Raw genomic sequence first — 23,286 nt, forward strand, 5'->3', positions numbered from 1 at the left:
TGTCTGAATGTCCGCCGTGCGTCTTTCCGCCGACCTTTCCTCCACGCCGCAAAAAGCCGATTGGCTGGATACGATCCTGAAGGGAGATTGCGTCGCTGCGCTTAACAAGCTGCCCGAGAAGTCGGTCGACGTCATTTTTGCCGATCCGCCCTACAATCTTCAGCTGAACGGAGAGCTGCTGCGTCCGGATCAGTCGAAAGTGGATGCGGTCGACGACGCCTGGGACCAGTTCGACAGCTTCGCGGCCTACGACGCCTTCACCCGCGCCTGGCTCCTGGCGGCGCGGCGCGTGCTGAAGCCGAATGGCACCATCTGGGTCATCGGCTCCTATCACAACATTTTCCGCGTCGGCGCCTCGATGCAGGACCTGGGCTACTGGATCCTCAACGACATCGTGTGGCGCAAGACCAATCCGATGCCGAACTTCCGCGGCCGCCGCTTCCAGAATGCGCATGAGACGCTGATCTGGGCCTCGCGCGACGCCAATTCCAAGAACTATACCTTCAACTACGACTCGCTGAAGGCCGCCAATGACGACGTCCAGATGCGCTCTGACTGGCTGTTCCCGATTTGTACCGGCTCGGAGCGGCTGAAGAACGACGATGGCGACAAGCTGCACCCGACGCAGAAGCCGGAGGCGCTGCTGGCGCGCATCATGATGGCCTCGACCAAGCCGGGCGACGTGGTGCTCGATCCTTTCTTCGGCTCAGGTACTACGGGGGCCGTGGCCAAGCGCCTAGGCCGCCATTTCGTCGGCATCGAGCGGGAGCAGGAATATATCGACGCCGCGAAGGCGCGCATCGATGCGGTGAAGCCGCTGGAGAGCGCCACGCTGACGGTACTCTCGGGCAAGCGCGCCGAGCCGCGCGTGGCTTTCGTGTCGCTCATCGATTCCGGCATGATGAAGCCGGGAACCGTGCTTTACGACTCGAAAAAGCGCTGGGCCGCGACCGTGCGCGCCGACGGCACGCTGGCGGTGGGCGACCAGGCTGGCTCCATCCACCGCCTCGGCGCGGCCGTGCAGGGACTGGACGCCTGCAACGGCTGGACGTTCTGGCACTATGAGCGCAATGGCGGCCTGACCCAGATCGACGAGCTGCGGCGCATCGCGCGCCTGGGCATGGAGCGGGCCGGCGCATGACCGGCCGCGCCCCGGCGCATCACCAGTTACCGATGAGCCGGGCTCCAGTCACCGGCTGATCCCGAAACGCTCGAGGTCTTCCTCGAGCGTTTTGGCATTCCGGAACAGCACCGCGTGCCAGCCGGCGGCCTTTGCGCCTTCCACATTCGGCAGGCTGTCGTCGATGAAGATGGTGGCCGAGGGCTGCAACCCGAATGTCGCGGCGTGGTGGTCATAGATGCTGCGGTCGGGCTTGATCATGCCGATCTCGCCAGAGACAGTGACGCCGCGTGGCCGGTTGAGGAACGGGAACCGCTGCCTGGCCTCGTGGAATGTGTCCGCAGCGAAGTTCGTCAGCATGGTCACATCGTGGCCGCCATTGATGAGGTCTTCCATAATGGCGACGCTGTCGTCATAGGCGTGCGGCACCATCTCGTGCCAATGGCGACGGAAGTTGCGGATGTTTTCCTCATGGTCGGGGTGCTGTGCGATCAGCAGCGCCTCGGCTTCTTCCCAGGTCCGGCCGCGATCCTGCTCGATATTCCAGTCTTGGGTGCAGACCGTCTCGAAGAACCACTGGCGCTCCGCCTCGTCCGGGATCAGCCGGCTGAACGGCAGGGCAGGATCGTAGTGGAGCAGCACCTTGCCGATGTCGAAGACGATGTGGCGGATCTCGCTCATTTGGGCCTCTTTGTTGCGTGGGAATCAGGCTTTCTGGTCGCGCCGGGTATGGCAGCCTCGATTGCCTTTTTCATGACAGTGGGAAGAGCCTCGCCATGCAGCCCTTCTGCCGCCGCCCAGAAATGGCCGTGCGGCGCGGCCGCGCCGGAAACCTCGGCCCGGTAGACGTAAAGTTCCAGCGCGAAATGGGTGAAGACGTGGCTGATGCTGCCGGCCCGCCGCCAATCGGCGGGGAAGGGCGCGGCGTTGGCCGACGTTTCGCCGTCGACACGGGCGGTCCAGCCCGTAGTCGGCACCTCGGTCATGCCGCCGAGCAGCCCTTTTTCGGGGCGCTTGCGCAGCAGGACCGCCCCGTCGGGACGTACCGCGACGAAGGCCGCGCCTTGCCGCGACGGCTTTTCGGCCTTGGGCGCGCGAACGGGATAAAGCTCAGGATCGGCATTGCCCAGAACCCGGCATTGTTCCCGCAGCGGGCAGAGCATGCAGCGCGGCCGGCGCGGGGTGCAGATGGTGGCGCCGAGGTCCATCATCGCCTGGGCGAAATCGCCGGGCCTGTCCTTCGGCACCAGAGTTTCCAGAAGGCTGCGGATCTCCGGCTTGGCGTCGGGCAGGGGCGTGTCGATCTCGTAAAGGCGCGACATGACGCGCTCGACATTGCCGTCCATGACCGCCGCCGGCCGGTCGAAGGCGATGGAAGCGACCGCTGCCGCCGTATAGGGGCCGATGCCGGGCAAGGCGCGCAGGCCAGCTTCGGTCTCCGGAAACGCGCCGCCGTCGCGGGCGACGGCCTCGGCGCAGGCCTTGAGGTTGCGGGCACGGGAATAGTAGCCCAGTCCGGCCCAGGCCTTCATCACCTCGTCGCTTTCAGCGGCGGCGAGTGCGTGCACATCCGGCCATTTTTCCAGGAATGCGCGGAAATAGGGCTTTACCGCCTCGACGGTGGTCTGCTGCAGCATGATTTCCGACAGCCAGACGCGATAGGGATCGGGACGCACACCGGCGGCGAATTCGCGCGGAGATATCCGCCACGGCAGCTCGCGATGATTATCGTCGTACCAGGCGAGGAGACGCGAGGCGACCGTGGGTCGGGCCGCCTCGATGCTCTTGCGGGACGTGACTGGTGATGCCATTGATCGCCGGATTGCTACTTGCCCTTGCCGGGCGAAACTTATCTGGAGAACGCACATGGCAGGGAAAAAGCCGTTCGGCAATCCCGTTCCGGTCAGCGATCTCGCCAGCGAGATTCTCGATCCGGTGCTGCGCAAGCGCGCCGGCATTTCAGTCGGGCTGGTCCAGTCCTGGGAAGAGATCGTGGGCCCGCGGCTCGCCCTGAAGTCGCGGCCTGAAAAGATACAGTGGCCGCGCCGCATGCACGAGGACGACCCTTTCGAGCCGGCGACGCTGGTTGTGGCCTGCGAAGGGCTGGCCGCGCTGCACCTGCAGCACGAGACGGGCGAGGTCATCGGCCGCGTGAACGCCTTCCTCGGCTTCAATGCCATCGGGCGCCTGCGCATCGTGCAAAAGCCTGTCGCCAGCGCCTCTGCGGCGCCGAGGCCGCGCCCGCGTCAACTGACCGATTCCGAGCGCAAAAAGCTCTCCGGAACGGTGGGCCTGATCGAGGATGAAGGTCTGCGCGCCTCGTTGGAACGGCTGGGCGCCTCCATCATTGGCTCGAGACAAAGAAAATCCTGACATTCTTCTCTCGGATTCGTGATTGAATCCAAAAAATTTGGTAATTGGATTGGGGATTTGGATGCCTTAATTCGTGCCAACTCTCGCTTTTTGTTGCTTCGGCATCGCACACTCAAACGGCAGGCAGGTGATTCGCATGACCCGTTCCATTTCGCGCAGAACTGTTATTTCCTCGTTGGCTGCCGTTCCAGCCGTGCTGGTGCTTGCCGGCTGCAGCGACGAATCGAGCGAAGCCGCCGGCGTGCAGGAAGCTGCAACGCCCGCTGCGCCGGCCACACCGGCAGTGGAGGCACCGAAGCCGCAGGGCTCAGCCGACATGGCCAAGCTGCTTCAGCCCGGCGCGCTGCCCGACGAGGTGCTAGGCAAGGCCGACGCGCCGGTGACCATCGTGGAATATGCCTCGATGACCTGTGGCCACTGCGCGCACTTCGCCAACACGACCTTCCCGGAGCTGAAGGCGAAGTATATCGACACCGGCAAGGTGCGGTTCGTCTTCCGCGAATTCCCCTTCGACCCGCGCGCGGAAGCGGCTTTCATGCTTGCCCGCTGCTCGAAGGACAATTATTTCCCGATGGTCGAGGTGCTGTTCAAGCAGCAGGAGAACTGGGCCGGCGTGCAGGACGCCAAGTCCGCGCTCCTTCAAATCGCCAAACTGGCCGGTTTTTCACAGGAGTCGTTCGAGGCCTGCTTGACGGACCAGAAGCTTCTGGACGATGTCAGGGCAGTACAGCGACGCGGGGCGGAAGAATTTGGGGTCGACTCCACCCCGTCCTTCTTCATCAACGGCAAGATGTACAAAGGGGCGATGTCTATTGAGGAAATGTCGGCGATTATCGACGGCATGCTCTGACGGCTCGGCTATGCCGGGGCGCGTGCGCTCCGGCACGCCTGCGGTCGCGGGTCCGCGCCCATGAAGTTTTCCCGCCTGCGGCTTCTCGGTTTCAAGTCATTCGTCGAGCCAGGTGAGTTCGTGATCGAACGCGGCCTCACCGGCATCGTGGGGCCGAACGGCTGCGGCAAATCCAATCTGGTCGAGGCGCTGCGCTGGGTGATGGGCGAAAGCTCATACAAGAACATGCGCGCCTCGGGCATGGACGACGTGATCTTTTCCGGCTCCGGCAACCGACCCGCGCGCAACACCGCCGAAGTCACGCTTTTCCTCGACAATAGCGACCGCACCGCGCCGCCCGCCTTCAACGACGCCGACGAATTGCAGGTGTCGCGCCGCATCGAGCGCGAGGCGGGTTCGATCTACCGCATCAACGGCAAGGAAGCCCGCGCCAAGGACGTGCAGCTCCTGTTCGCCGACCAGTCGACCGGCGCGCGCTCGCCCTCGATGGTGGGGCAGGGGCGCATCGGCGAACTGATCCAGGCCAAGCCGCAGGCGCGCCGTGCGCTTCTCGAAGAGGCAGCCGGCATTTCGGGCCTGCATACGCGTCGGCACGAGGCGGAGCTGCGCCTGCGCGCGGCGGAACAGAACCTCGAACGCCTCGACGACGTGGTTGGCGAACTCGAAAGCCAGATCGAGAGCCTGAAGCGGCAGGCGCGGCAGGCCTCGCGCTTCAAGAACCTGTCGGCCGACATCCGAAAGGCTGAAGCAACGCTGCTGCACCTGCGCTGGACGCAGGCCAAGGCGCAGGAAGGCGAGGCGCGCTCCGCACTCGCCACAGCCACTTCGCTGGTGGGCGAGCGCGCTGCCGCCCAGATGGCGGCGGCCAAGGAACAGGCCATCGGTGCCCATCGCCTGCCGGAACTGCGCGAGGCGGAAGCTGCGGCCGGGGCAATCTTCCAGCGGCTGACCATCGCACGCACGCAGATCGAGGAAGAGGCCGGCCGCGTGAAGGCGCGCCAGGCCGAGCTCGAACGCCGCCTGCAGCAGCTCGACGCCGACATTGCGCGCGAGGAGCAACTCGTCCGCGACAATGCCGATATTCTTGGCCGGCTGGCCGAGGAAGAAGAGACGCTGAGGGACGAGAACGATGGCGCCGACGAGCGCGAGGCCGCGACAAGCGCCGCACTCGAGGAGGCGACCGCGACGCTTCAGCAGAGCGAAGCAGCGCTTTCCAAGCTGACCGCCGAGCGCGCCGAGGCGGCCGCCTCGCGCACCCAGTTCGAGCGCGCGCTGCGCGAGACGGCCGAACGCCGCGACCGCTTCGCGCGGCAGCTGGCCGAGGTGGACCGCGAGGTTTCGGAGATCGCCGCGCGCATCGCCGGGCTTGCCGACCCGGCCGAGAAGAAGCTTTTGGCCGACGAGGCCCAGGCCGCCCTTGAAGAGGCGGAGCTGGGTGCGGGCGAGGCCGAGCGCATGGTCGGCGAGGCGCGCGCTTCCGAGGCCGCTGCACGCCCGCCGCTGCAGGAGGCCCGGGCGGCACTGGCGCAGGTCGAGACCGAGGCGCGGACGCTCGCCAAGATCCTCAGCGCGACAAGCAGCGACGGTTTTCCGGCCGTGCTGGAGCAGATCAGCGTCGAGCGCGGCTACGAAACCGCTCTGGGTGCAGCCCTTGGCGAAGACCTCGACGTGCCGCTCGATCCGACAGCGCCGGTGCATTGGGGCGACAGCGAGCCGGCCGCAGGCGACCCGGCCCTGCCGCAAGGCGTGCAGAGCCTTGCCTCCGTTGTCCGTGCGCCAAAACAGCTTGCGCGGCGCCTGGCGCAGATCGGCATCGTGGAGCCGGGCGAGGGACCGCGCCTGCAGGCGCTGCTGGCGCCCGGACAGCGGCTGGTGAGCCGCGACGGCGCGCTGTGGCGCTGGGACGGCTTTACCGCAAGCGCCGATGCGCCGACCGCCGCCGCGCTGCGGCTCGCCCAGAAAAACCGGCTGGCAGAGCTTGAGGACGATGCGGTGGAATCTGCGGATAAAGTGCGCGTGGCCGAAAAGGTGCTCGCCGAGGCAGAAGCCGCCGTGCGCCAGCGCATCGACGAGGAGCGCCAGTCGCGCCAGGCCTGGCGCGATGCCCAGCACGCGGTCGACCAGGCACGCGATGCGCTGGCCAAGGCTGAGAAGGCCTCCGGCGAGCTTTCCAGCCGCCGCGCCGCGCTGGAAGATGCGCGCGCCCGCATCGAGGCTGATCACGAGGAAGCTGCCGCCGCCTATGTCGAGGCGGAGGAAATGCTGGCCGATGCGCCGGACCTCGGCGATCTGCAGTCGCGGCTCGACCAGGCCGCGGCCCAGGTTGCGCGCGACCGCGCGGCGGTCGCCGATGCCCGCGCAGTGCATGACGGACTGAGGCGCGAGGCGGAGGCACGCACGCGTCGGCTGGAATCGATTGCGCTCGAGCGGCGCAACTGGACGCTGCGCGCCGAGAACGCGGCCGTGCACATCGCTTCGCTGCACGAACGGCAGGCCGAGGCGGCGGAGGAGCGCGAGAGGCTGATCGACGCGCCCGACGAGATCGACGAGCGCCGGCGCAGCCTGATGTCCCAGCTTTCGAAGGCCGAGGCCGAGCGCAAGGAAGCAGCCGACCGGCTGCAGGAGGCTGAAAACCGGCAATCGGTTCTGGACAGGGCCGCGACCGAAGCCATCCAGGGCCTTTCGGAGGCGCGCGAGGCGCGCGGCCGCGCCGAGGAGCGGCTGACTGCCGCCGACGACCGCCGCAAGGAAATCGAGGCGCGCATCCACGAGGCGCTGAACACCGCGCCGCATCTGGTCATTCGCCATACCGGCCTGGAGCCCGACGACCCGCTGCCGGATACGGGCGAGGTGGAGCGCCGGTTGGAGCGGCTCAAGATCGAACGCGAGCGCCTGGGCGCAGTCAATCTGCGCGCGGAGGAGGAGCAGCGCGAGCTTTCCGAGCGGCATGAAGCCATCGTTTCGGAGCGCGACGACGTGATCGAGGCGATCCGCAAGCTGCGCCAGGCGATCCAGAGCCTTAACCGCGAGGGCCGCGAGCGGCTGCTGGCCGCGTTTGACAAAGTGAACGTGCAGTTCCAGCGGCTGTTCACCCACCTTTTCGGCGGCGGCACCGCGGAGTTGCAACTGATCGAATCGGACGATCCGCTGGAGGCCGGGCTGGAAATCCTCGCCCGCCCGCCCGGCAAGAAGCCGCAGACCATGACGCTGCTCTCGGGCGGCGAGCAGGCATTGACGGCCATGGCGCTGATCTTTGCGGTGTTTCTTACCAACCCGGCGCCGATCTGCGTGCTGGACGAGGTGGACGCGCCGCTCGACGACCACAATGTCGAGCGCTTCTGCAACCTGATGGACGAGATGGCGCGCACCACCGAGACGCGCTTCGTCATCATCACCCACAACCCCATCACCATGGCGCGCATGAACCGCCTGTTTGGCGTGACCATGGCCGAGCAGGGCGTGAGCCAGCTGGTTTCGGTGGACCTGCAGGCTGCCGAGCGCATGCGAGAGGCGAGCTGAGCGCCGCGCCTTGCGCGAGGTTCGGTGTCCCAAATTCTTTACCTCGGCGCAGCCAACTGGTAACTGACAGCCCTTGGCATAACTGCCCCCGGTCGCAGCCTACCCGGTCAAAACAAGGACACCGAGATCGCACATCGCAACCCTTGCGGTGTGACTGCGTTGGGGGCCTTATCGGAAAGGCGCTCACCCTTGTCGCAATCCAACGTCTACTCAGAACTCACGCAGCTCGGCAAAGACACGCCGATCCCCGCCAGCCCTGAAGAAGCCGTGCTGGAGCGGGTGCGCAATCCGCAGGCAGGCACCCGTTACTGCGTCCGCTTCACCGCGCCCGAATTCACCTCGCTCTGCCCGATGACGGGCCAGCCCGATTTCGCGCATCTGGTGATCGATTACGTTCCCCGCGAGTGGCTGGTTGAAAGCAAGTCCCTGAAACTGTTTCTCACTTCCTTCCGCAACCATGGAGCCTTCCATGAGGATTGCACCGTGTCGATCGGCAGGCGGCTCGTCGAATGCCTGGAGCCCGAATGGCTGAGGATCGGCGGCTACTGGTATCCGCGCGGCGGGATCCCCATCGACGTCTTCTATCAGACCGGCACGGCGCCGGCCGACGTCTGGATCCCCGAGCAGGGCGTCCCGGCCTATCGCGGGCGGGGATGAAGCCTCCGACGCACAGAATACAGCGCCTGGAACCCGGATTTTTACTTGAAGGAAGGTGGCTGGGGCGCCTGGATTCGAACCAGGGAATGGCGGTACCAAAAACCGCTGCCTTACCGCTTGGCTACGCCCCAATAGTCGACGCGTTCGAGTCGAGTCAGTGCGGCTTATATTCAGTGCGATCGAAAAGCACAATCTCGCGGCCGCAAATTTTGGCGCAGCAGGCGTGGTGAGCCTGCCGGAACTGAGGCCATCGGTTCATGGCCCCCACACCGCCAGTTCGTTGCCGGCCGGGTCGGTGAAGTGGAAGCGGCGGCCGCCGGGGAAGGAAAAGATCGGCCGCACGATGTTGCCGCCGGCGTCCTGCACCGCGGCAAGCGTTTCCTCCAGATTTTCCGAATATAGAACCGGCAGCGGTTTCGCGACGGCGCCTGCCGCGTCGGCATCGAAGCCGCCTTCGAGACCCTCGTCGAAGGCCGAATAGGTCGGGCCGTAATCGGTGAAGGTCCAGGAGAAGGCGGCGGCGTAAAACGCCTTGACGCTGTCCAGCGTGCCTCCGGAGGCCGGCAGTTCCAGATAGTCCAACTTTCCGGTGTGTTTCATGGTGTCCTCGTGTTCTCGTTATGTTCTAGGCAATTTGTGCGGGGCGCACAAGCCTTTGGACAAGAGCTTTCCTTAATCGATTGTAGGAGTTGATCGGGGCGAAGCACATGTTGCCTTTCGCAGCGCAGCAATTTAACGCTTCGCGAACATAGGAGCCGCGGACATACGCAGGCCGCCGCGGTCGAATGGCGAGGAACGAGCATGACCAAGTGGGTGTACACCTTTGGAGATGGCGCTGCCGAAGGGCGAGCCGGCGACAAGAATCTGCTGGGCGGCAAGGGCGCCAACCTGGCGGAGATGTGCAGCCTTGGCCTGCCGGTGCCGCCCGGATTCACCATCACCACGGAAGTCTGCAACGCCTTCTACGCCAATGGCCGCACCTATCCGGCGGGGCTGGAAGCGCAGGTGGGCGCCGCGCTCGACCATATCGGCCGGATCACCGGACGCAACTTTGGCGACCCCGAAAAGCTGTTGCTGGTCTCCGTCCGCTCGGGCGCGCGCGCCTCGATGCCGGGCATGATGGATACCGTGCTCAACCTCGGCCTGAACGACGGGACGGTCGAGGCGCTGGCCGCCGATTCGGGCGATGCGCGCTTTGCCTATGACAGCTACCGGCGCTTCATCCAGATGTATTCGGACGTAGTCATGGGCCTTGACCACGAGGTGTTCGAGGAAATCCTGCAGGAAGAGAAGGCGCGCCTGGGCCACGAACTCGACACGGAGCTGTCGGCCGAGGAATGGCAGGACGTGATCGTGCTCTACAAGGCCAAGGTCGAGGAAGAGCTGGGCACGCCGTTCCCTCAGGACCCGAAGGAACAGCTGTGGGGCGCCATTGGCGCCGTGTTCTCCAGCTGGATGAACCACCGCGCCATCACCTATCGCCGCCTGCATGACATTCCCGAAAGCTGGGGCACCGCAGTCAATGTGCAGGCCATGGTGTTCGGCAATATGGGCGACAGCTCGGCCACGGGCGTTGCCTTCACGCGCAATCCGTCCACCGGCGAGAACGTGCTCTATGGCGAATTCCTGGTGAATGCGCAGGGCGAGGACGTCGTGGCCGGCATCCGCACGCCGCAGAACATCACCGAGGCCGCGCGCATCGGGGCGGGCTCCGACAAGCCGTCGCTGCAGAAGCTGATGCCTGCAGCCTTCGCGTCCTTCATGGAGATCTCGGAGCGGCTGGAAAAGCACTACCGCGACATGCAGGACCTGGAATTCACCATCGAGCGCGGCAAGCTGTGGATGCTGCAGACCCGCTCGGGCAAGCGCACCGCAAAGGCGGCGCTGAAGATCGCGGTGGACATGGCGGCGGAAGGGCTGATCAGCAAGGACGAGGCGGTGACGCGTATCGACCCTGCCTCGCTCGACCAGCTTCTGCACCCGACCATCGACCCCAAGGCCGAGCGCAACGTCATCGCCATCGGCCTGCCGGCCTCGCCGGGGGCGGCGACCGGCGAGATCGTTTTCTCCTCCAACGAGGCGGAGGAAATGCGGGCGATCGGCAAGAAGGTCATTCTGGTGCGCATCGAGACCAGCCCGGAAGACATTCATGGCATGCATGCGGCCGAAGGCATCCTGACGACGCGCGGCGGCATGACCAGCCACGCCGCCGTGGTGGCGCGCGGCATGGGCAAGCCCTGCGTTTCGGGTGCGGGCTCGCTGCGCGTGGACTACAAAGCCGGCACCATGACGGCGATGGGCACCACCTTCCACAAGGGCGACATCGTCACCATCGACGGCGGCACCGGCCAGGTGCTGAAGGGCGCGGTGCCGATGCTGCAGCCCGAGCTCTCCGGCGACTTCGCCGCGATCATGGAGTGGGCCGACAGCATCAGGCGCATGAAGGTGCGCACCAATGCCGAAACCCCGGCAGACGCCCGCATGGCGCGCTCATTCGGCGCCGAAGGCATCGGCCTGTGCCGCACCGAGCACATGTTCTTCGAGGGTGAGCGCATCCTCGCCATGCGCGAGATGATCCTCTCCGACACGGAGAAGGGCCGCCGCACTGCGCTTGGCAAGCTTCTGCCGATGCAGCGTTCGGACTTTACCGAGCTGTTCGAGATCATGGCCGGCCTGCCGGTCACCATCCGCCTGCTCGACCCGCCGCTGCACGAGTTCCTGCCCAAGACGGACGAGGAGATCGCCGAGGTCGCGGCCGCGATGGATGTCTCGCCCGAAAAGCTGCGCCACCGCACCGAACTTCTGCACGAGTTCAACCCGATGCTCGGCCATCGCGGCTGCCGCCTGGCGGTTTCCTATCCGGAAATCGCCGAAATGCAGGCGCGCGCCATCTTCGAGGCGGCGGTCGAGGCCGGCAAGGCGACAGGCAATCCGGTGGTGCCTGAAATCATGGTGCCGCTGGTGGGCCTGGCCAAGGAGTTCGACTTCGTGAAGGCCCGCATCGACGCGGTGGCCAAGAGCGTCATGGAAGAGACCGGCGTGGAGGTGGAATATCTGACCGGCACGATGATCGAGCTGCCGCGTGCGGCGATCCGCGCCCATCTGATCGCCGAGACCGCCGAGTTCTTCTCCTTCGGCACCAACGACCTGACGCAGACCACCTTCGGCATCTCGCGCGACGATGCGGCGTCCTTCCTCGAGACCTATCGCCAGAAGGGCATCATCGAGCAGGACCCGTTCGTTTCACTCGACATCGAGGGCGTGGGCGAACTGGTGCGCATCGGCGCCGAACGCGGCAGGTCGGCACGGCCGCAGATCAAGCTCGGTATCTGCGGCGAGCACGGCGGCGACCCGCGCTCGATCCATTTCTGCGAGGAAGTGGGCCTCGACTATGTTTCCTGCTCGCCGTTCCGTGTGCCGATCGCACGGCTGGCGGCGGCGCAGGCGGCAGTCAAAAACTCGCGAAAGGGCGCGTGAGGCAAGCATGCTGCGGCGGCCGTCCCGATTTTCGCCCAGATGCGGGCGTTGGGGATAGGCCGTCGAAAGCCTGAAATTGACTGCCATGCGTCTGTTGCTGAAATCCTTCTTCGCCGCCGGGCTCCTCGTCTCGGCGGCTTCCGTCGGCCACGCCGTACCTCTTCTGGAGCCGACGCTGCACCTCAAACCGCATGAGGATGCCGACGCCCCGCGAGTGGCGCTGACGCTTGACGCCTGCGGCGGCAGGACTGACGGACGAATACTCTCGGCGCTGGTCGAGAACCGGATTCCGGCGACCATCTTCGTCACCGGCACCTGGCTCAGGCGCAATGCCGCCGCGCTGGAGATAATGCGTTCGCACCCCGAGCTGTTTGAGCTGGAAAACCACGGCGGACACCACATTCCGGCGGTGGATACGCCGCGCAAGATCTATGGCATCAGCAGCGCGGGGAGCGCCGAAGCCGTGCTGGCGGAGGTGGAGGGAGGTGCGGCAGCACTTGCGGAGGCCGGCGGCCCGGCGGCGAAATGGTTTCGCGGCGCCACCGCCCAATACAGCCCGTCCGCGATCGCGCTGATACGCAAGGCCGGCTTCAAGATAGCCGGCTATTCCATCAACGGCGACGGCGGATCGCTGCTGAGCGCAAGGGAAACGGCGCGGCGCGTGGCGGCCGCCAAGGATGGCGACGTCATCATCGCCCACATCAATCAGCCCACCCACGCTGCCGGCGAGGGGCTGGTGAAAGGACTTCTGGAACTCAAGGCGAGGGGCGTGACCTTTGTGCGCCTGGATGACGCGGACGGCGTGGGCACGAACGACACCACCGATTGACGGCCTTGGCGGCCAGCCGTCACCTCACGCTTGCGGATGCCAGCCTTTCGCGGCTGCCAGGACGTCTACCCGGACCTTGTTCGGGTCGAAGGCGCCGTGGTTCATTATCGCCTTCAATTCGTCGTAGGGCGCATCGTAGGACCACATCACGTCGTCTTCCGCTTCGCCCGATGCAGCGACGTTCCAGTGCACGGCCTCGCCCTTGTAGGCGTTATGGGTGCGCATGTCGCTGCGGGTCAGAAACTCGAAATAGATGTCGCGGAAGGGGATGTAATAGACCGGCTGATGCCTTTCCTCACGCAGCACCTTCGCGGCCGTAGTGGAAGCGATGACCGCGCCGGCAAAGCTGACGACGACGGTTCCCGAGAAGCGCCTCACGGTGATGTGGTAGTTCGGGTTGCGCCGAAATCCGGGTGCGGGTGGAGCGACTGTTACCATGGCGAGCCTCCTGCGGTCCGGACAAACAAACGCGCATGCCGAATTTCCGTTCCGCGCCACGCCAATGCCCACAGGCTCTCTCAGGTGCCGTTCAGGCGGCGTGGGTGAGTGCTTCCGCCAGCCCGGCATAGGCAGCCACGTACCGGCGATAGGGCTCTTGCTCCTGGCCACCGTCTCGACACGAAGATGGCCGCCCGCCACTGGAAGGATGAGGATCAGGAACTGGCGGCTCTCGCCTTCGCCGACGTAAGCGGCTGCCGCATAATGCGGCGCGTCCGGTTCTTCGATGCGCAGCTTGAACATGAGTACGCCGCCGACCGCGTCGAGCGCGCCGCGAACGACAGTCTCGAAATCCTGATCGGAAACGTCGCCGGCCTTGGTGGCAAGTTCGATCGCGTTCCCGGAAGCGTCGGAATCAATTTCCGACCCGCTCTCAGCGCCAGATTGCTCTTTCATGCGGAGCCCCTGTTCCTTCAAAGATGGCACTTCCGCTAGCGGGAAAATCGGGAACGAGAATGGCCGGATTGTGACGATTGACTGTTTCCGGCCACCGACCCGACAAGTACCAAGACTGACGGATCAGAAGCACTGGCGCAAGATCAATTGCCGTAACGGAAGGAGGTATTGGACAATACTGCTTTTCGTTCCACAATGCCGGGAAAACGACATCGGGAGGAGGATAGCAATGCTTGGACTGATGCAGGAGTGGCCGCTGCTCTGCCACAAGATTCTCGATCATGCCGGAATCCAGCATCCGCATCGTGAAGTCGTCTCGCGTTCGGTCGAAGGACCGATTGTCCGCACCACCTATGCGGAGGTCCGCCTGCGCGCGCTGAAGCTGGCCCAGCGCCTCGAGCGCGACGGCTTTAGGCCGGGCGACCGCATCGCTACCCTTGCCTGGAACACGGCGCGCCACATCGAGGCGTGGTACGGCATCATGGGCATGGGCGCGGTCTATCACACGCTCAACCCGCGCCTTTTTCCCGAGCAGATCGCCTGGATCATGAACCACGCCGAGGACAAGGCGCTGTTCGTCGACCTCACCTTCCTGCCGCTGGTGGAGAAGATCGCCGCATCGGTGCCGAGCCTGCGGCGGGTCATCGTGCTGACCGATGCCGCCCACATGCCGCCGACCTCGCTGCCAAACGCGGTGGCTTACGAGGAATGGCTGGCCGAGGCGGATGGGGACTTCCGCTGGCGGGAGTTCGACGAGAACACGGCCGCCGGCATGTGCTATACCTCGGGCACGACCGGCGAACCGAAGGGGGTGCTCTACAGCCACCGCTCGAACGTCATTCACGCGATGATGGCCGCCATGCCCGATGCGATGGGCATTTCCTCGCGCGATGTGATCCTGCCGGTGGTGCCGATGTTCCACGCCAATGCCTGGGGCCTTGCCCAGACCGGGCCGATGATCGGCGCGAAGCTGGTGATGCCGGGCCCGCGCATGGACGGCGCCTCGATCTACGAACTGCTCGACACAGAGAAGGTGACCTTTACCGCCGCCGTGCCCACGGTGTGGCTGATGCTGCTCCAGCACCTGGAGGAGACCGGAAAGAAGCTGCCTTATCTGAAGAAGGTGGTGATAGGCGGTGCGGCCTGCCCGCGCGCCATGACGCGGAAGTTCGAGCAGACCTTTGGCGTGGAAGTCATCCATGCCTGGGGCATGACCGAAATGTCGCCGCTGGGCAGCCTGGCCACGCTGAAGCCGGAATGCGCAGGGCTGGAGGGCGAGGAACTGCTGGACCTGAAGGCCAAGCAGGGGCATGCGCCCTTTGGCGTGGAGATGAAGGTGACCGACGACAACAACCGGGACCTGCCCTGGGACGGCAAGACCTTCGGCCGCCTCAAGGTGCGTGGGCCGGCGGTGGCGCGGGCCTATTACGGCGGCGCGGGTGCCGAGCAGTTCGACGAGGAGGGCTGGTTCGATACCGGCGATGTCGCCCACATAGATGCCAACGGCTACATGCAGATCACCGACCGGGCCAAGGACGTGATCAAGTCGGGCGGCGAATGGATCTCGACCATCGAACTGGAGAACCTGGCCGTCGGCCACCCCGATGTGGCGGAGGCGGCGGTGATCGGCGTCCGACATGAGAAATGGGACGAGCGGCCGTTGCTGGTGGTGGTACGCAAGCCGGGCAAGGAGCCGGCCAAGGCCGACATTCTCGGCTTCATGGAAGGCAAGGTCGCCAAGTGGTGGTTGCCGGACGACATAGCCTTCGTGGAGGAAATCCCGCATACGGCGACAGGCAAGATCCAGAAGACTGTCCTGCGCAGGCAATTCGGCGAATACCGGTTGCCCTCCGATTGAGCGGGCTTCTGCCGGAGGCCAAAAGCTTCTAAGGATTCCGCAGTGAAAACGGAGCTCCTGCGGCGCGGCGACATGGTGGCCTATCTGGAAGAGAAGATATCGCGGATGGCCGGATGGTCGCGGCGCCTGGCAGTGTTCTCTGCGGTGCTGTTGATTATCGCCGGGCTTGTCCACCGCTATGCCCTGCTGGAAACGGTGGCCTTCCTGTGCGTGCTCGCCCTTGTGGCGGTGCTGGCCACTTTCGCGCTGCTGCTGGCGTTCTTCGCCTTTCCGCATGTGTGGAACGATGGCGACCGCGGCGGAGGGGATCTGACCTTCGGCGCGGTAGTAGGGCTTGCCGTGCTGGCGCCCTTCCTGTTCTACGGCTATTGCGCCTTTGCCTACCCGGAGCTCAACGACATCTCGACGGACCCGGAGGACCCGCCTGCGCTGACGCTTGCGGCCAAGACCCGTTCGCCCGGCATGAACCCGGTAACGCCGCCCACGGCCGAGCAGCGCAAGCTGCAATCGGAAAAATACCCGCAAGTGACGGGCCGGCGCTACGACCTGCCGCTCGATCGCACGCTGGACGCCGTGGAGTCGGTGCTGTCGCGCACCAACTGGAAACTGTTCGGACCCACCGCCGCCCCGGACGACGAGAGCGAGATAACGATAGAGGCGCTGGCATATACCTGGGTGCTGGCTTTCCCGGTCGACGTCTCCATCCGGTTGGTGGACGAGGGCGAGACGACCTATGTCGACATGCGCTCGGCCTCGCGATACGGGCGGCACGATTTCGGAAACAATGCGGCGCGTATCAACCAATTCCTGCAGGACCTGGATGCGGAGGTGGCGACGCAGAGCGGCGAAGCCCCGCCCGACAGCAATTAGTAGGGATCAGGCCGGCGAAAAATGCGCGTCGATGGACACGGTGCCATCGGTGATGGCTGCACCGCGCCCGACCAGATCTTCCAGATGCGCCAGAACCGAGAGCGCGGCGGCGCCATGCAGGCGCGGGTCGGTGTCGCGGTAGATCGCGGCGACCATCTCGCCAACGGTACGGTCACCCGACCTCAGCCTCTCCACAATGGCCCGCTCGCGCATCTTCCGGTGTGCCTTGAGGCCGCGCAGGAATGACCGCGGCTTGGTGACCGGGCCGCCATGGCCGGGGAAGAACACCCGGTCGTCGCGCTCCAGCAGCCGGTCGAGCGAGGCCATGTAGTCGGCCATTGCGCCGTCCGGAGGTGCCACGATGGAGGTGGCCCAGGCCATGACATGGTCGGCGGAGAACAGGATGCCGGTGCCTTCCAGCGAGAACGCCGCATGGTTGGCGGCGTGGCCCGGCGTAAGCACCGTGCCGATGCGCCAGCCGTCGCCCTCGATGACATCGCCGTCCTTGAGCGTCAGTTCGGGTACGAAATCCGCGTCGGCGCTGGCGTCGAGCGGATTGATCTCGCCGATCCGCAGCGGGCGCGCCGGGCGATGCGGCCCCTCGGCCGCGACGACCGCGCCGGTGTGCCGTGCGAGCCGCGCGGCAAGCGGGGAATGGTCCCGATGCGTATGGCTGACGAAGATATGGCTGACTGGGCGTCCTGCGATGGCCCGCAGTAACGCATCGAAATGGGCGTCGTCTTCCGGGCCGGGATCGATGACGGCCAGCGTGTCGTGCCCGACGATGTAGCTGTTGGTGCCGTGGAAGGTGAATGCGCTGGGATTGTTCACGGTCAGGCGCGCCACGCCCTTGGCGATCGGCACGGCCTCGCCATAGGCCGGCTCGAACTTGGTGTCGAATTCCAGGGACATCGTCGAAACCTGCCTCGCCTTCCGCATGCAAACCGCCAAATCCGTTTGCCGCTTAGCACGCCGGCCGATGTAGGCAAACCCGGCCGGCCAGATCGGCCAACCTCGACAGAAATGGGGACGACGAGGGCAAATTCAATCACGGCCCGCCCGTTCGCCTTGCCCGAGAGCGGCGCCGCGCGAGAGATGCCCCATCAATACAGTTGTACATCTCGTTTTCCATGTACAGGAATAATATTTTAAGTATATAACTCCTGTTTATTGTGGGTGTCTGGGCGTTAAATTCGGGGATGCCACCGAGTTGGGGGATGTTTCTGTGGACGCAATTGTTAATTGCGGCGAAGAACTTTTCGCCACATTTGAAAACAAGCGCGGGACCATTGGCGTTGTCGGCCTCGGCTATGTCGGCCTGCCCTTGGCGCGAGCCATCATGGAGGCAGGCTTCAAGGTGATCGGCGTGGATGTCGATCGCGAGAAAATTCGAGCGCTGCGGGCGGGACAGACTTACATCAGGCACATCGACGGGCGCTATTTCGTCAAGAAAATCCGATCGAAGTCCTTCTTTTGTACTGTGAACTTCGCAGCTCTGTCACAGGCGCACGCCATTGTCATCTGCGTGCCGACGCCGCTGACGAAATACCGCGAGCCGGACCTCTCCTTTGTGGCGAAGACGGCAGCGTCGATCGTCCCGCATATGAGGCGGGGTCAACTGGTCATTCTGGAGTCGACGACCTATCCGGGCACGACCGCGGAGATGCTTGTGCCGGCGCTTGAGAAGAGCGGACTGAAGTGCGGATCGGACTTTTTCGTCGCCTTCAGTCCCGAACGGGAGGACCCCGGAAATCCGGAATTCGACACCTATTCCATTCCGAAGGTGGTCGGAGGAATGGATGACATGGCCAGAGAGCTTGCCGTGGCTTTTTACGGCAGGGTGGTGTCGGAAGTGGTTTCGGTCTCTTCGGCAGCAACGGCCGAAGCGGTCAAGATCACGGAGAACATCTTCCGCTCCGTCAACATCGCGCTGGTCAATGAGCTGAAGCTCATCTTCGGCGCCATGGGTATCGACATCTGGGAGGTGGTGGAGGCGGCCAAGACGAAGCCCTTCGGCTACATGCCATTCTATCCGGGGCCCGGCCTCGGCGGCCACTGCATTCCCATAGATCCGTTCTATCTGAGTTGGAAGGCGCGCGAGTATGACATGCCTACGCGCTTCATCGAACTTGCCGGCCAGATCAACACAAGCATGCCTCAGCATGTCGTTGCGGTGTGCGCGGAAACGTTGAACATGCGCTTTTCCAAAGGGCTGAACGGCGCCAGGGTGCTGCTGGTCGGACTGGCCTACAAGAAGAACGTGGACGACATGCGCGAGAGCCCCGGGCTGAAGCTGATCGAACTGCTGGAGCGCTACGGGGCGACGGTGGACTATTTCGACCCCTATATGCCAGTCGTCGGGATCCTTGTAGGAGGCGGCGGTGTGGATGACGACCTCCGGCCTGAATGCCTCGAATTGCCGGGCAACGAGGTGGCTGTCGGTGATGGAGCCTTCCACACAAATCAGGTTCGGATGGGCTGCGAGGTTGTCGCGCCTGCCGGTGGCGAAGTTGTCTATGGAAAGAACAGTGTCGCCGCGCGCCAGAAGTATGTCGGACACCGTTGACCCGATCTGACCAAAGCCACCTGTCACAAGTACCTTCATGTTCGGTCGTCCTTTCCTACGCTGCAGGTGCGGAGATTTCGTTCGACGAGATCATGGCGCGATAATTCGAGGCGCGATCGTGAAAAAGCTGGTGCCAGATTTCCAGGGACAGGAGGCCCCAGATCTTGCGCGAGAACTGCCCGCCGCGGGCGAAATTCTTGAGGATGGCGGCATTGTTGAAATAGGGCCGGCTCTTGGCTGCCTGGCTGGAGAAGATGTCATGGACAAAGTCGTGCAGCGGGCCTGAAAGCCACTCCTTGAGCGGCACCGGAAAGCCCATCTTGTCGCGGCGATCAACGACCATCTCCGGCAGGTGGGGGCGCGCGAACTCTTTCAGCAAATGCTTCATGCGGCCATCGGGAAACTTGATATTTGCCGGGATCGTGGCCAGCAGTTCAACGACCGGCCTGTCCAGCAAAGGCGCACGCGCCTCGAGCCCATGCGCCATCGACATGCGATCTTCAACCTGGAGCAATGCCGGCAGCAGGCACTTGAAGTCGAAATGCGTCATGGAATCGAAGTAGGCCTCCTTGCGCACATTGCGCGTGGAATTGAAGATGTTGCGGTAGCGCTCCATCACGCCAGAGAGGTCGAGGACGGGCCAGTCGATCTCTTCAGTCATGTCGCCGGCCCTGTCGATGAGCCGGAAATAGCGCTCGTCCATCGCGCCGAAGAGATCCTCGGCGAAGAAGTGCCTGAGCAGAGGCTTGTATTCCTGCAGGACGACCAGATTGGAGATGATGGATTCCGGCGTAACGACGAAATTTCCGTTGCGGTGCGAGCCGTCTATGGCCGCCTTCAATGCCTGTTCCAGATAGGCGATGAGATAGCGGGCATAGCCGCCAAAAATCTCGTCGCCGCCCTGGCCGCCGAGCACCACCTTGACTTGTTTGGCGGCTGCCTCCGGAAACATGCAGGCGGAAGGCGGGCTCGGGAATGTCGAGATCGCGGAAGAAAGCTTCCGACATGTTGTCATCGAAGTGCTGCCCGGTGTGGAGGATTTTTTCCGTAAGATCGGTCGACCGGTTCATGGCGCGGGTGACAGCGGCGGCCTTGATGAATTGAGGTCGCGCGCCGACGATGGAAATGATGGTTGACCGCATGAAATGTTCGCCTCTTGGTGGGTGCAGCTGCGGCGTTGCGATGCATATTTAAACATGAGTATTTATTGATCTGGCGAATTGCAAATTCGTATAACTTTCATTCTGTTCAATATTAGTTTTTATATTTGTTTCATCATGCGCGGGCGGATCAAACCATGGCAGGTGAGGGCTTTGGCATCGCGGTTGTCGGTGCCGGCGGGTGGGGCGGCAATGTTGTGCGCAGCGTTGCCGAGCTCGGCCTGCTAGCGGCGGTAGTCGATCCCGATATGGTCCGAGCCTCGGAGCTGGCTGCCCAATATGGCTGCCGGGCCGCCTCGCTGGAGGACGTGCTGAGTGATCCTTCAATTCCGGGCGTGATCGTTGCCGCGCCGGCCCATCTGCATTTTGAGATTGCCAGCGAGGCGTTGGAAGCCGGCAAGGATGTCTATGTCGAGAAGCCGCTGGCGCTGAACACCGCCGACGGGCGCAGGCTGGAGGAACTGGCCGAGGCCCAAGGCCGGCTCCTGATGGCGGGGCACCTGCTGCAGTATCACAACGCCTTCATCAGGCTGCGCGAGCTTGCCGCCGCAGGCGAATTCGGACGTCTGCTGAACATCTATTCCCGCCGTCTCAACATGGGCAAGGTTCGCCGCGAGGAAGACGCACTCTGGAGCCTTGCGCCGCACGATCTTTCGATGATCCTTGCCCTCGCAGGGGAGGCGCCGTCCCGGGTCGACTGCCACGCGCTACCCGTTCTCCACCCGCAGATCAGCGACACCTCGATCGTGCACCTGGAATTCGAAACCGGGCTGAAGGCGCATATTCATGTCTCCTGGCTCAACCCGGTCAAGGAGCAACGGCTTGTCGTCGTGGGCACCGATGCGATGGCGGTGTTTGACGATTGCCTGCCATGGGACCGCAAGCTTGCGGTGTTTCGCGGCGGCGTGTCGTGGAAGAATGGCGTGCCAGTGGCAAAGACAGTGGTGCCGGAATATGCCGTTCTGGAGCCGAACGAGCCGCTGAAGGACGAATGCCGGCATTTCGTCGAGTGCATCCGTAGCAGACGGCAGCCGCGAACCGATGGCGCGGAAGGCCTGGGCGTGCTGGCGGTGCTGGAAAAGGCAAGCGCACCGAAGCGGCAGGCGGCGCATCCGGGCGTGCACCCTACCGCTGTCGTCGACGATGGAGCTTCGATCGGCAAGGGAACGAAGATCTGGCATTTCAGCCACGTGCTTCAGGGAAGCACCCTCGGCGAAAACTGCGTCGTCGGCCAGAATTGCGTGATCGGGCCCGATGTGACGGTGGGCGACCGTTGCAAGATCCAGAACAATGTTTCCCTCTACAAGGGCGTGACGCTTGCCGATGGAGTGTTTTGCGGCCCTTCTTGCGTCTTCACCAATGTGCTCACGCCTCGCGCGGAGTATGAACGCAAGCACGAGTTCCGCGAGACGCCGGTGGGACGTGGAGCGACGATTGGGGCGAATGCGACCATCATCTGCGGCAACCGTATCGGCGAGTATGCCATGGTCGCGGCCGGTGCCGTGGTGACCAGGGACGTTCCGGCCCATGCCCTGGTTGCTGGCGTGCCGGCGGTGCGCATCGGCTGGGTCAGCCATGCCGGGCGGCGGCTGGGCGAGGATCTGATCTGCCCAGACGAGAGCCGACGCTATCGCCTCACTGAGGAAGGGGCTTTGCAGGAAATCACATGACCGTGGTTGGAAGACTTGTCATCGGTGGCCGGTCGCGTGGCGCCCGACCAGATCGGAATAGAGTTCGCCAAGACGCCGCGCGAGAAGGCCGAAATCGAAATTGGTAACAGCTTGGCGCCGGATTTTTGCGCGGTCAATACCAGGAAGGCGCGCGGCCATGTTGCGAAGCCCGGCAGCAAGGCCTTCTGTGGAGCTGTCCACGAGTTCCCCGATGTCAGACCCGGTGACGTAATCCCGCGGGCCGCCGCAGTTCGTTGCAACCACCGGCAAGCCCATTGCCATCGCCTCGATGCCGACAACGCCGAAGGTCTCGACCTCGCTCGAGATCACCAGAAAGTCCGCGCTGGCCATTTCGGCGCGAACGCCGGCGCGGTCGCGGGTCGGGACAAATGTCACTTCATCGGCAACCTGCAGTTCGCCGGCCATTCGTTTCAGGGCTGCCTCCAAGACGCCGCTTCCGACCAGGCGCAAACGCAGGCGCGGCACGTGCGGCGCGACCATCGCAAAGGCGTCCAGCAAGCGATCGACGCGCTTGACCTCGACCAGGTGGCCGACCCAGAGTGCGGTGATGGTCTCCGTGTCGTGGGCTGTCGGTATCGCTTCGGAGGACTTTGAGTTGGTGCCAGCGGTTGCCAGGCCGGCCCGGTTTGGACAGAGGCACGGGTCGAAGAATTCGCAATCCACCCCGTTGGGCAAGACGATGATCTTGCGCGGATCGATTTCGGGAAGGCGCCCTTCGATCTCTCCGCGGAGAGCACTGCTGACGGCGATGATCTGGTCCGCCGCGTTCATCACAAACACAGTATGCCTGCGCATCCGCGGATCGTCGGTGACGAGCGAAAACGGCCCGGTGTGTTCCGTCAGCGCCAGCGGAACATTGCGCAGCCGCGCCGCGCCTGCCGCTGCGCGCCCGTCAAGGAACGCGGTGTGCGCATGGACGAGATCGTAGTCGAAGCCGGCGGCGATCGACGGCAGCCAGCGGCGAAGCGAGTTTGCGTAGAACCACGGCCGGAGGAAGGGGCGCGCGAACCCGCCTGCGAAATAGCTGAAGGTTGCGACCGGCACGCCGTCATATCCGGTCCATTGGAAGCTACGGCGCCGGTCCGCGAGATCGCGCAGAACGCGCATTGCCGCCCGGTGAGGGTGGCGCGACAGCCACAGAGGCTTGCCCGTGGCCACGCGCACGTCGATGCCAAAGCGCCTCAGCGCCTTGACCTGTTCGTGGACAAAAATGCCTCCCACCGGATTTTCCTCGGTGGGGTACATGTTCGAAATGACCAACACCTTCATGTCGCGTCTTTCGCGGGCGCGGCCTGAAGGCCACCCCGGCCCAAGCCTCCGCCGCCCATGCGGTCTTATAGCCGTAAACCGAAGCCTCCTCCATGGCGCGGCAATTGTCCGATATTGATAAGTGACTGCCCGTAACTGCCATGTCGCCCGGCG

Annotated in this window: 18 protein-coding genes, 1 tRNA gene and 1 pseudogene; 11 read left to right on the forward strand and 9 right to left on the reverse strand. The window is 64.3% G+C overall.

The genetic code is table 11. The features are described 5' to 3' along the window. Window positions 1-7: 7 nt before the first annotated feature. The gene (locus ABLE86_RS07000; RefSeq protein ID WP_348778208.1) at window positions 8-1,141 is read left to right on the forward strand and encodes a site-specific DNA-methyltransferase; all 1,134 of its coding nucleotides are present in this window, start codon (window positions 8-10) and stop codon (window positions 1,139-1,141) included. A 48-nt stretch (window positions 1,142-1,189) separates the two neighbouring features. Here ABLE86_RS07000 and ABLE86_RS07005 read toward each other — a convergent pair whose 3' ends face one another. Together ABLE86_RS07005 and mutY are read right to left on the reverse strand one after the other, a co-directional pair. Next, window positions 1,190-1,801, reverse strand: coding sequence for an HAD family phosphatase (locus ABLE86_RS07005; protein WP_348778209.1), 612 nt, complete (start codon window positions 1,799-1,801; stop codon window positions 1,190-1,192). Further along, a complete protein-coding gene (gene mutY / locus ABLE86_RS07010; RefSeq protein WP_348778210.1) occupies window positions 1,798-2,931 on the reverse strand; it encodes an A/G-specific adenine glycosylase in 1,134 nt (377 codons plus the stop codon). The genes ABLE86_RS07005 and mutY overlap by 4 nt, the downstream gene beginning before the upstream one ends. Before the next feature lie 55 nt (window positions 2,932-2,986). Between mutY and ABLE86_RS07015 the strand changes: the two genes are divergently transcribed. The 4 genes from ABLE86_RS07015 (at window position 2,987) to queF (ending at window position 8,519) form a co-directional block, all read left to right on the forward strand. Continuing rightward, window positions 2,987-3,493, forward strand: a complete 507-nt coding sequence (locus ABLE86_RS07015) for a DUF721 domain-containing protein (RefSeq protein WP_348778211.1) — start codon at window positions 2,987-2,989, stop codon at window positions 3,491-3,493. 136 nt (window positions 3,494-3,629) lie between these two features. Next, a complete protein-coding gene (locus ABLE86_RS07020) occupies window positions 3,630-4,343 on the forward strand; it encodes a DsbA family protein (RefSeq protein WP_348778212.1) in 714 nt (237 codons plus the stop codon). Between the two features lie 60 nt (window positions 4,344-4,403). After that, the gene (gene smc, locus ABLE86_RS07025; protein WP_348778213.1) at window positions 4,404-7,862 is read left to right on the forward strand and encodes a chromosome segregation protein SMC; all 3,459 of its coding nucleotides are present in this window, start codon (window positions 4,404-4,406) and stop codon (window positions 7,860-7,862) included. Window positions 7,863-8,051: 189 nt separating this feature from the next. Further along, a complete protein-coding gene (queF, locus tag ABLE86_RS07030) occupies window positions 8,052-8,519 on the forward strand; it encodes a preQ(1) synthase (protein ID WP_348778214.1) in 468 nt (155 codons plus the stop codon). Between the two features lie 56 nt (window positions 8,520-8,575). Here the strand turns inward: queF and ABLE86_RS07035 are convergent. Beyond that, window positions 8,576-8,650 (reverse strand) — tRNA-Gln (locus ABLE86_RS07035). Between the two features lie 124 nt (window positions 8,651-8,774). Further along, a complete protein-coding gene (locus ABLE86_RS07040; protein WP_348778215.1) occupies window positions 8,775-9,119 on the reverse strand; it encodes a VOC family protein in 345 nt (114 codons plus the stop codon). A gap of 201 nt (window positions 9,120-9,320) precedes the next feature. Here ABLE86_RS07040 and ppdK point away from each other — a divergent pair, with 201 nt between their 5' ends. Together ppdK and ABLE86_RS07050 are read left to right on the forward strand one after the other, a co-directional pair. Then, a complete protein-coding gene (gene ppdK, locus ABLE86_RS07045; protein WP_348778216.1) occupies window positions 9,321-11,996 on the forward strand; it encodes a pyruvate, phosphate dikinase in 2,676 nt (891 codons plus the stop codon). 85 nt (window positions 11,997-12,081) lie between these two features. Continuing rightward, window positions 12,082-12,825, forward strand: a complete 744-nt coding sequence (locus ABLE86_RS07050; protein WP_348778217.1) for a polysaccharide deacetylase family protein — start codon at window positions 12,082-12,084, stop codon at window positions 12,823-12,825. A 24-nt stretch (window positions 12,826-12,849) separates the two neighbouring features. On the opposite strand, the gene ABLE86_RS07055 is transcribed toward ABLE86_RS07050, so the two are convergent. Beyond that, window positions 12,850-13,719, reverse strand: coding sequence for a DUF427 domain-containing protein (locus tag ABLE86_RS07055; RefSeq protein WP_348778218.1), 870 nt, complete (start codon window positions 13,717-13,719; stop codon window positions 12,850-12,852). Window positions 13,720-13,948: 229 nt separating this feature from the next. On the opposite strand from ABLE86_RS07055, the gene ABLE86_RS07060 reads away from it, so the two are divergent. Together ABLE86_RS07060 and ABLE86_RS07065 are read left to right on the forward strand one after the other, a co-directional pair. After that, window positions 13,949-15,577 (forward strand): long-chain-fatty-acid--CoA ligase, encoded by a 1,629-nt coding sequence (locus tag ABLE86_RS07060; RefSeq protein ID WP_348778219.1) that lies wholly within the window; start codon window positions 13,949-13,951, stop codon window positions 15,575-15,577. A 42-nt stretch (window positions 15,578-15,619) separates the two neighbouring features. Further along, the gene (locus ABLE86_RS07065) at window positions 15,620-16,447 is read left to right on the forward strand and encodes a DUF1499 domain-containing protein (RefSeq protein ID WP_348778220.1); all 828 of its coding nucleotides are present in this window, start codon (window positions 15,620-15,622) and stop codon (window positions 16,445-16,447) included. A 6-nt stretch (window positions 16,448-16,453) separates the two neighbouring features. On the opposite strand, the gene ABLE86_RS07070 is transcribed toward ABLE86_RS07065, so the two are convergent. Next, on the reverse strand, window positions 16,454-17,359 hold the full coding sequence (locus tag ABLE86_RS07070) for an MBL fold metallo-hydrolase (RefSeq protein ID WP_348778221.1): 906 nt from the start codon (window positions 17,357-17,359) through the stop codon (window positions 16,454-16,456). A gap of 322 nt (window positions 17,360-17,681) precedes the next feature. Between ABLE86_RS07070 and ABLE86_RS07075 the strand changes: the two genes are divergently transcribed. After that, on the forward strand, window positions 17,682-19,013 hold the full coding sequence (locus ABLE86_RS07075) for a nucleotide sugar dehydrogenase (RefSeq protein WP_348778589.1): 1,332 nt from the start codon (window positions 17,682-17,684) through the stop codon (window positions 19,011-19,013). A 55-nt stretch (window positions 19,014-19,068) separates the two neighbouring features. On the opposite strand, the gene ABLE86_RS07080 is transcribed toward ABLE86_RS07075, so the two are convergent. After that, window positions 19,069-19,965, reverse strand: a complete 897-nt coding sequence (locus ABLE86_RS07080) for an asparagine synthase C-terminal domain-containing protein (RefSeq protein ID WP_348778222.1) — start codon at window positions 19,963-19,965, stop codon at window positions 19,069-19,071. 31 nt (window positions 19,966-19,996) lie between these two features. Beyond that, a pseudogene (locus ABLE86_RS07085) lies at window positions 19,997-20,155 on the reverse strand (UDP-N-acetylglucosamine 2-epimerase (non-hydrolyzing)); the annotation flags it as partial. A gap of 155 nt (window positions 20,156-20,310) precedes the next feature. Here ABLE86_RS07085 and ABLE86_RS07090 point away from each other — a divergent pair. After that, window positions 20,311-21,843, forward strand: a complete 1,533-nt coding sequence (locus ABLE86_RS07090) for a Gfo/Idh/MocA family oxidoreductase (protein WP_348778223.1) — start codon at window positions 20,311-20,313, stop codon at window positions 21,841-21,843. A gap of 18 nt (window positions 21,844-21,861) precedes the next feature. On the opposite strand, the gene ABLE86_RS07095 is transcribed toward ABLE86_RS07090, so the two are convergent. After that, window positions 21,862-23,133 (reverse strand): glycosyltransferase, encoded by a 1,272-nt coding sequence (locus ABLE86_RS07095; RefSeq protein WP_348778590.1) that lies wholly within the window; start codon window positions 23,131-23,133, stop codon window positions 21,862-21,864. Window positions 23,134-23,286: the final 153 nt, after the last annotated feature.

The organism is Mesorhizobium sp. KR2-14, assembly GCF_040049255.1.
GTDB lineage: Bacteria > Pseudomonadota > Alphaproteobacteria > Rhizobiales > Rhizobiaceae > Pseudaminobacter.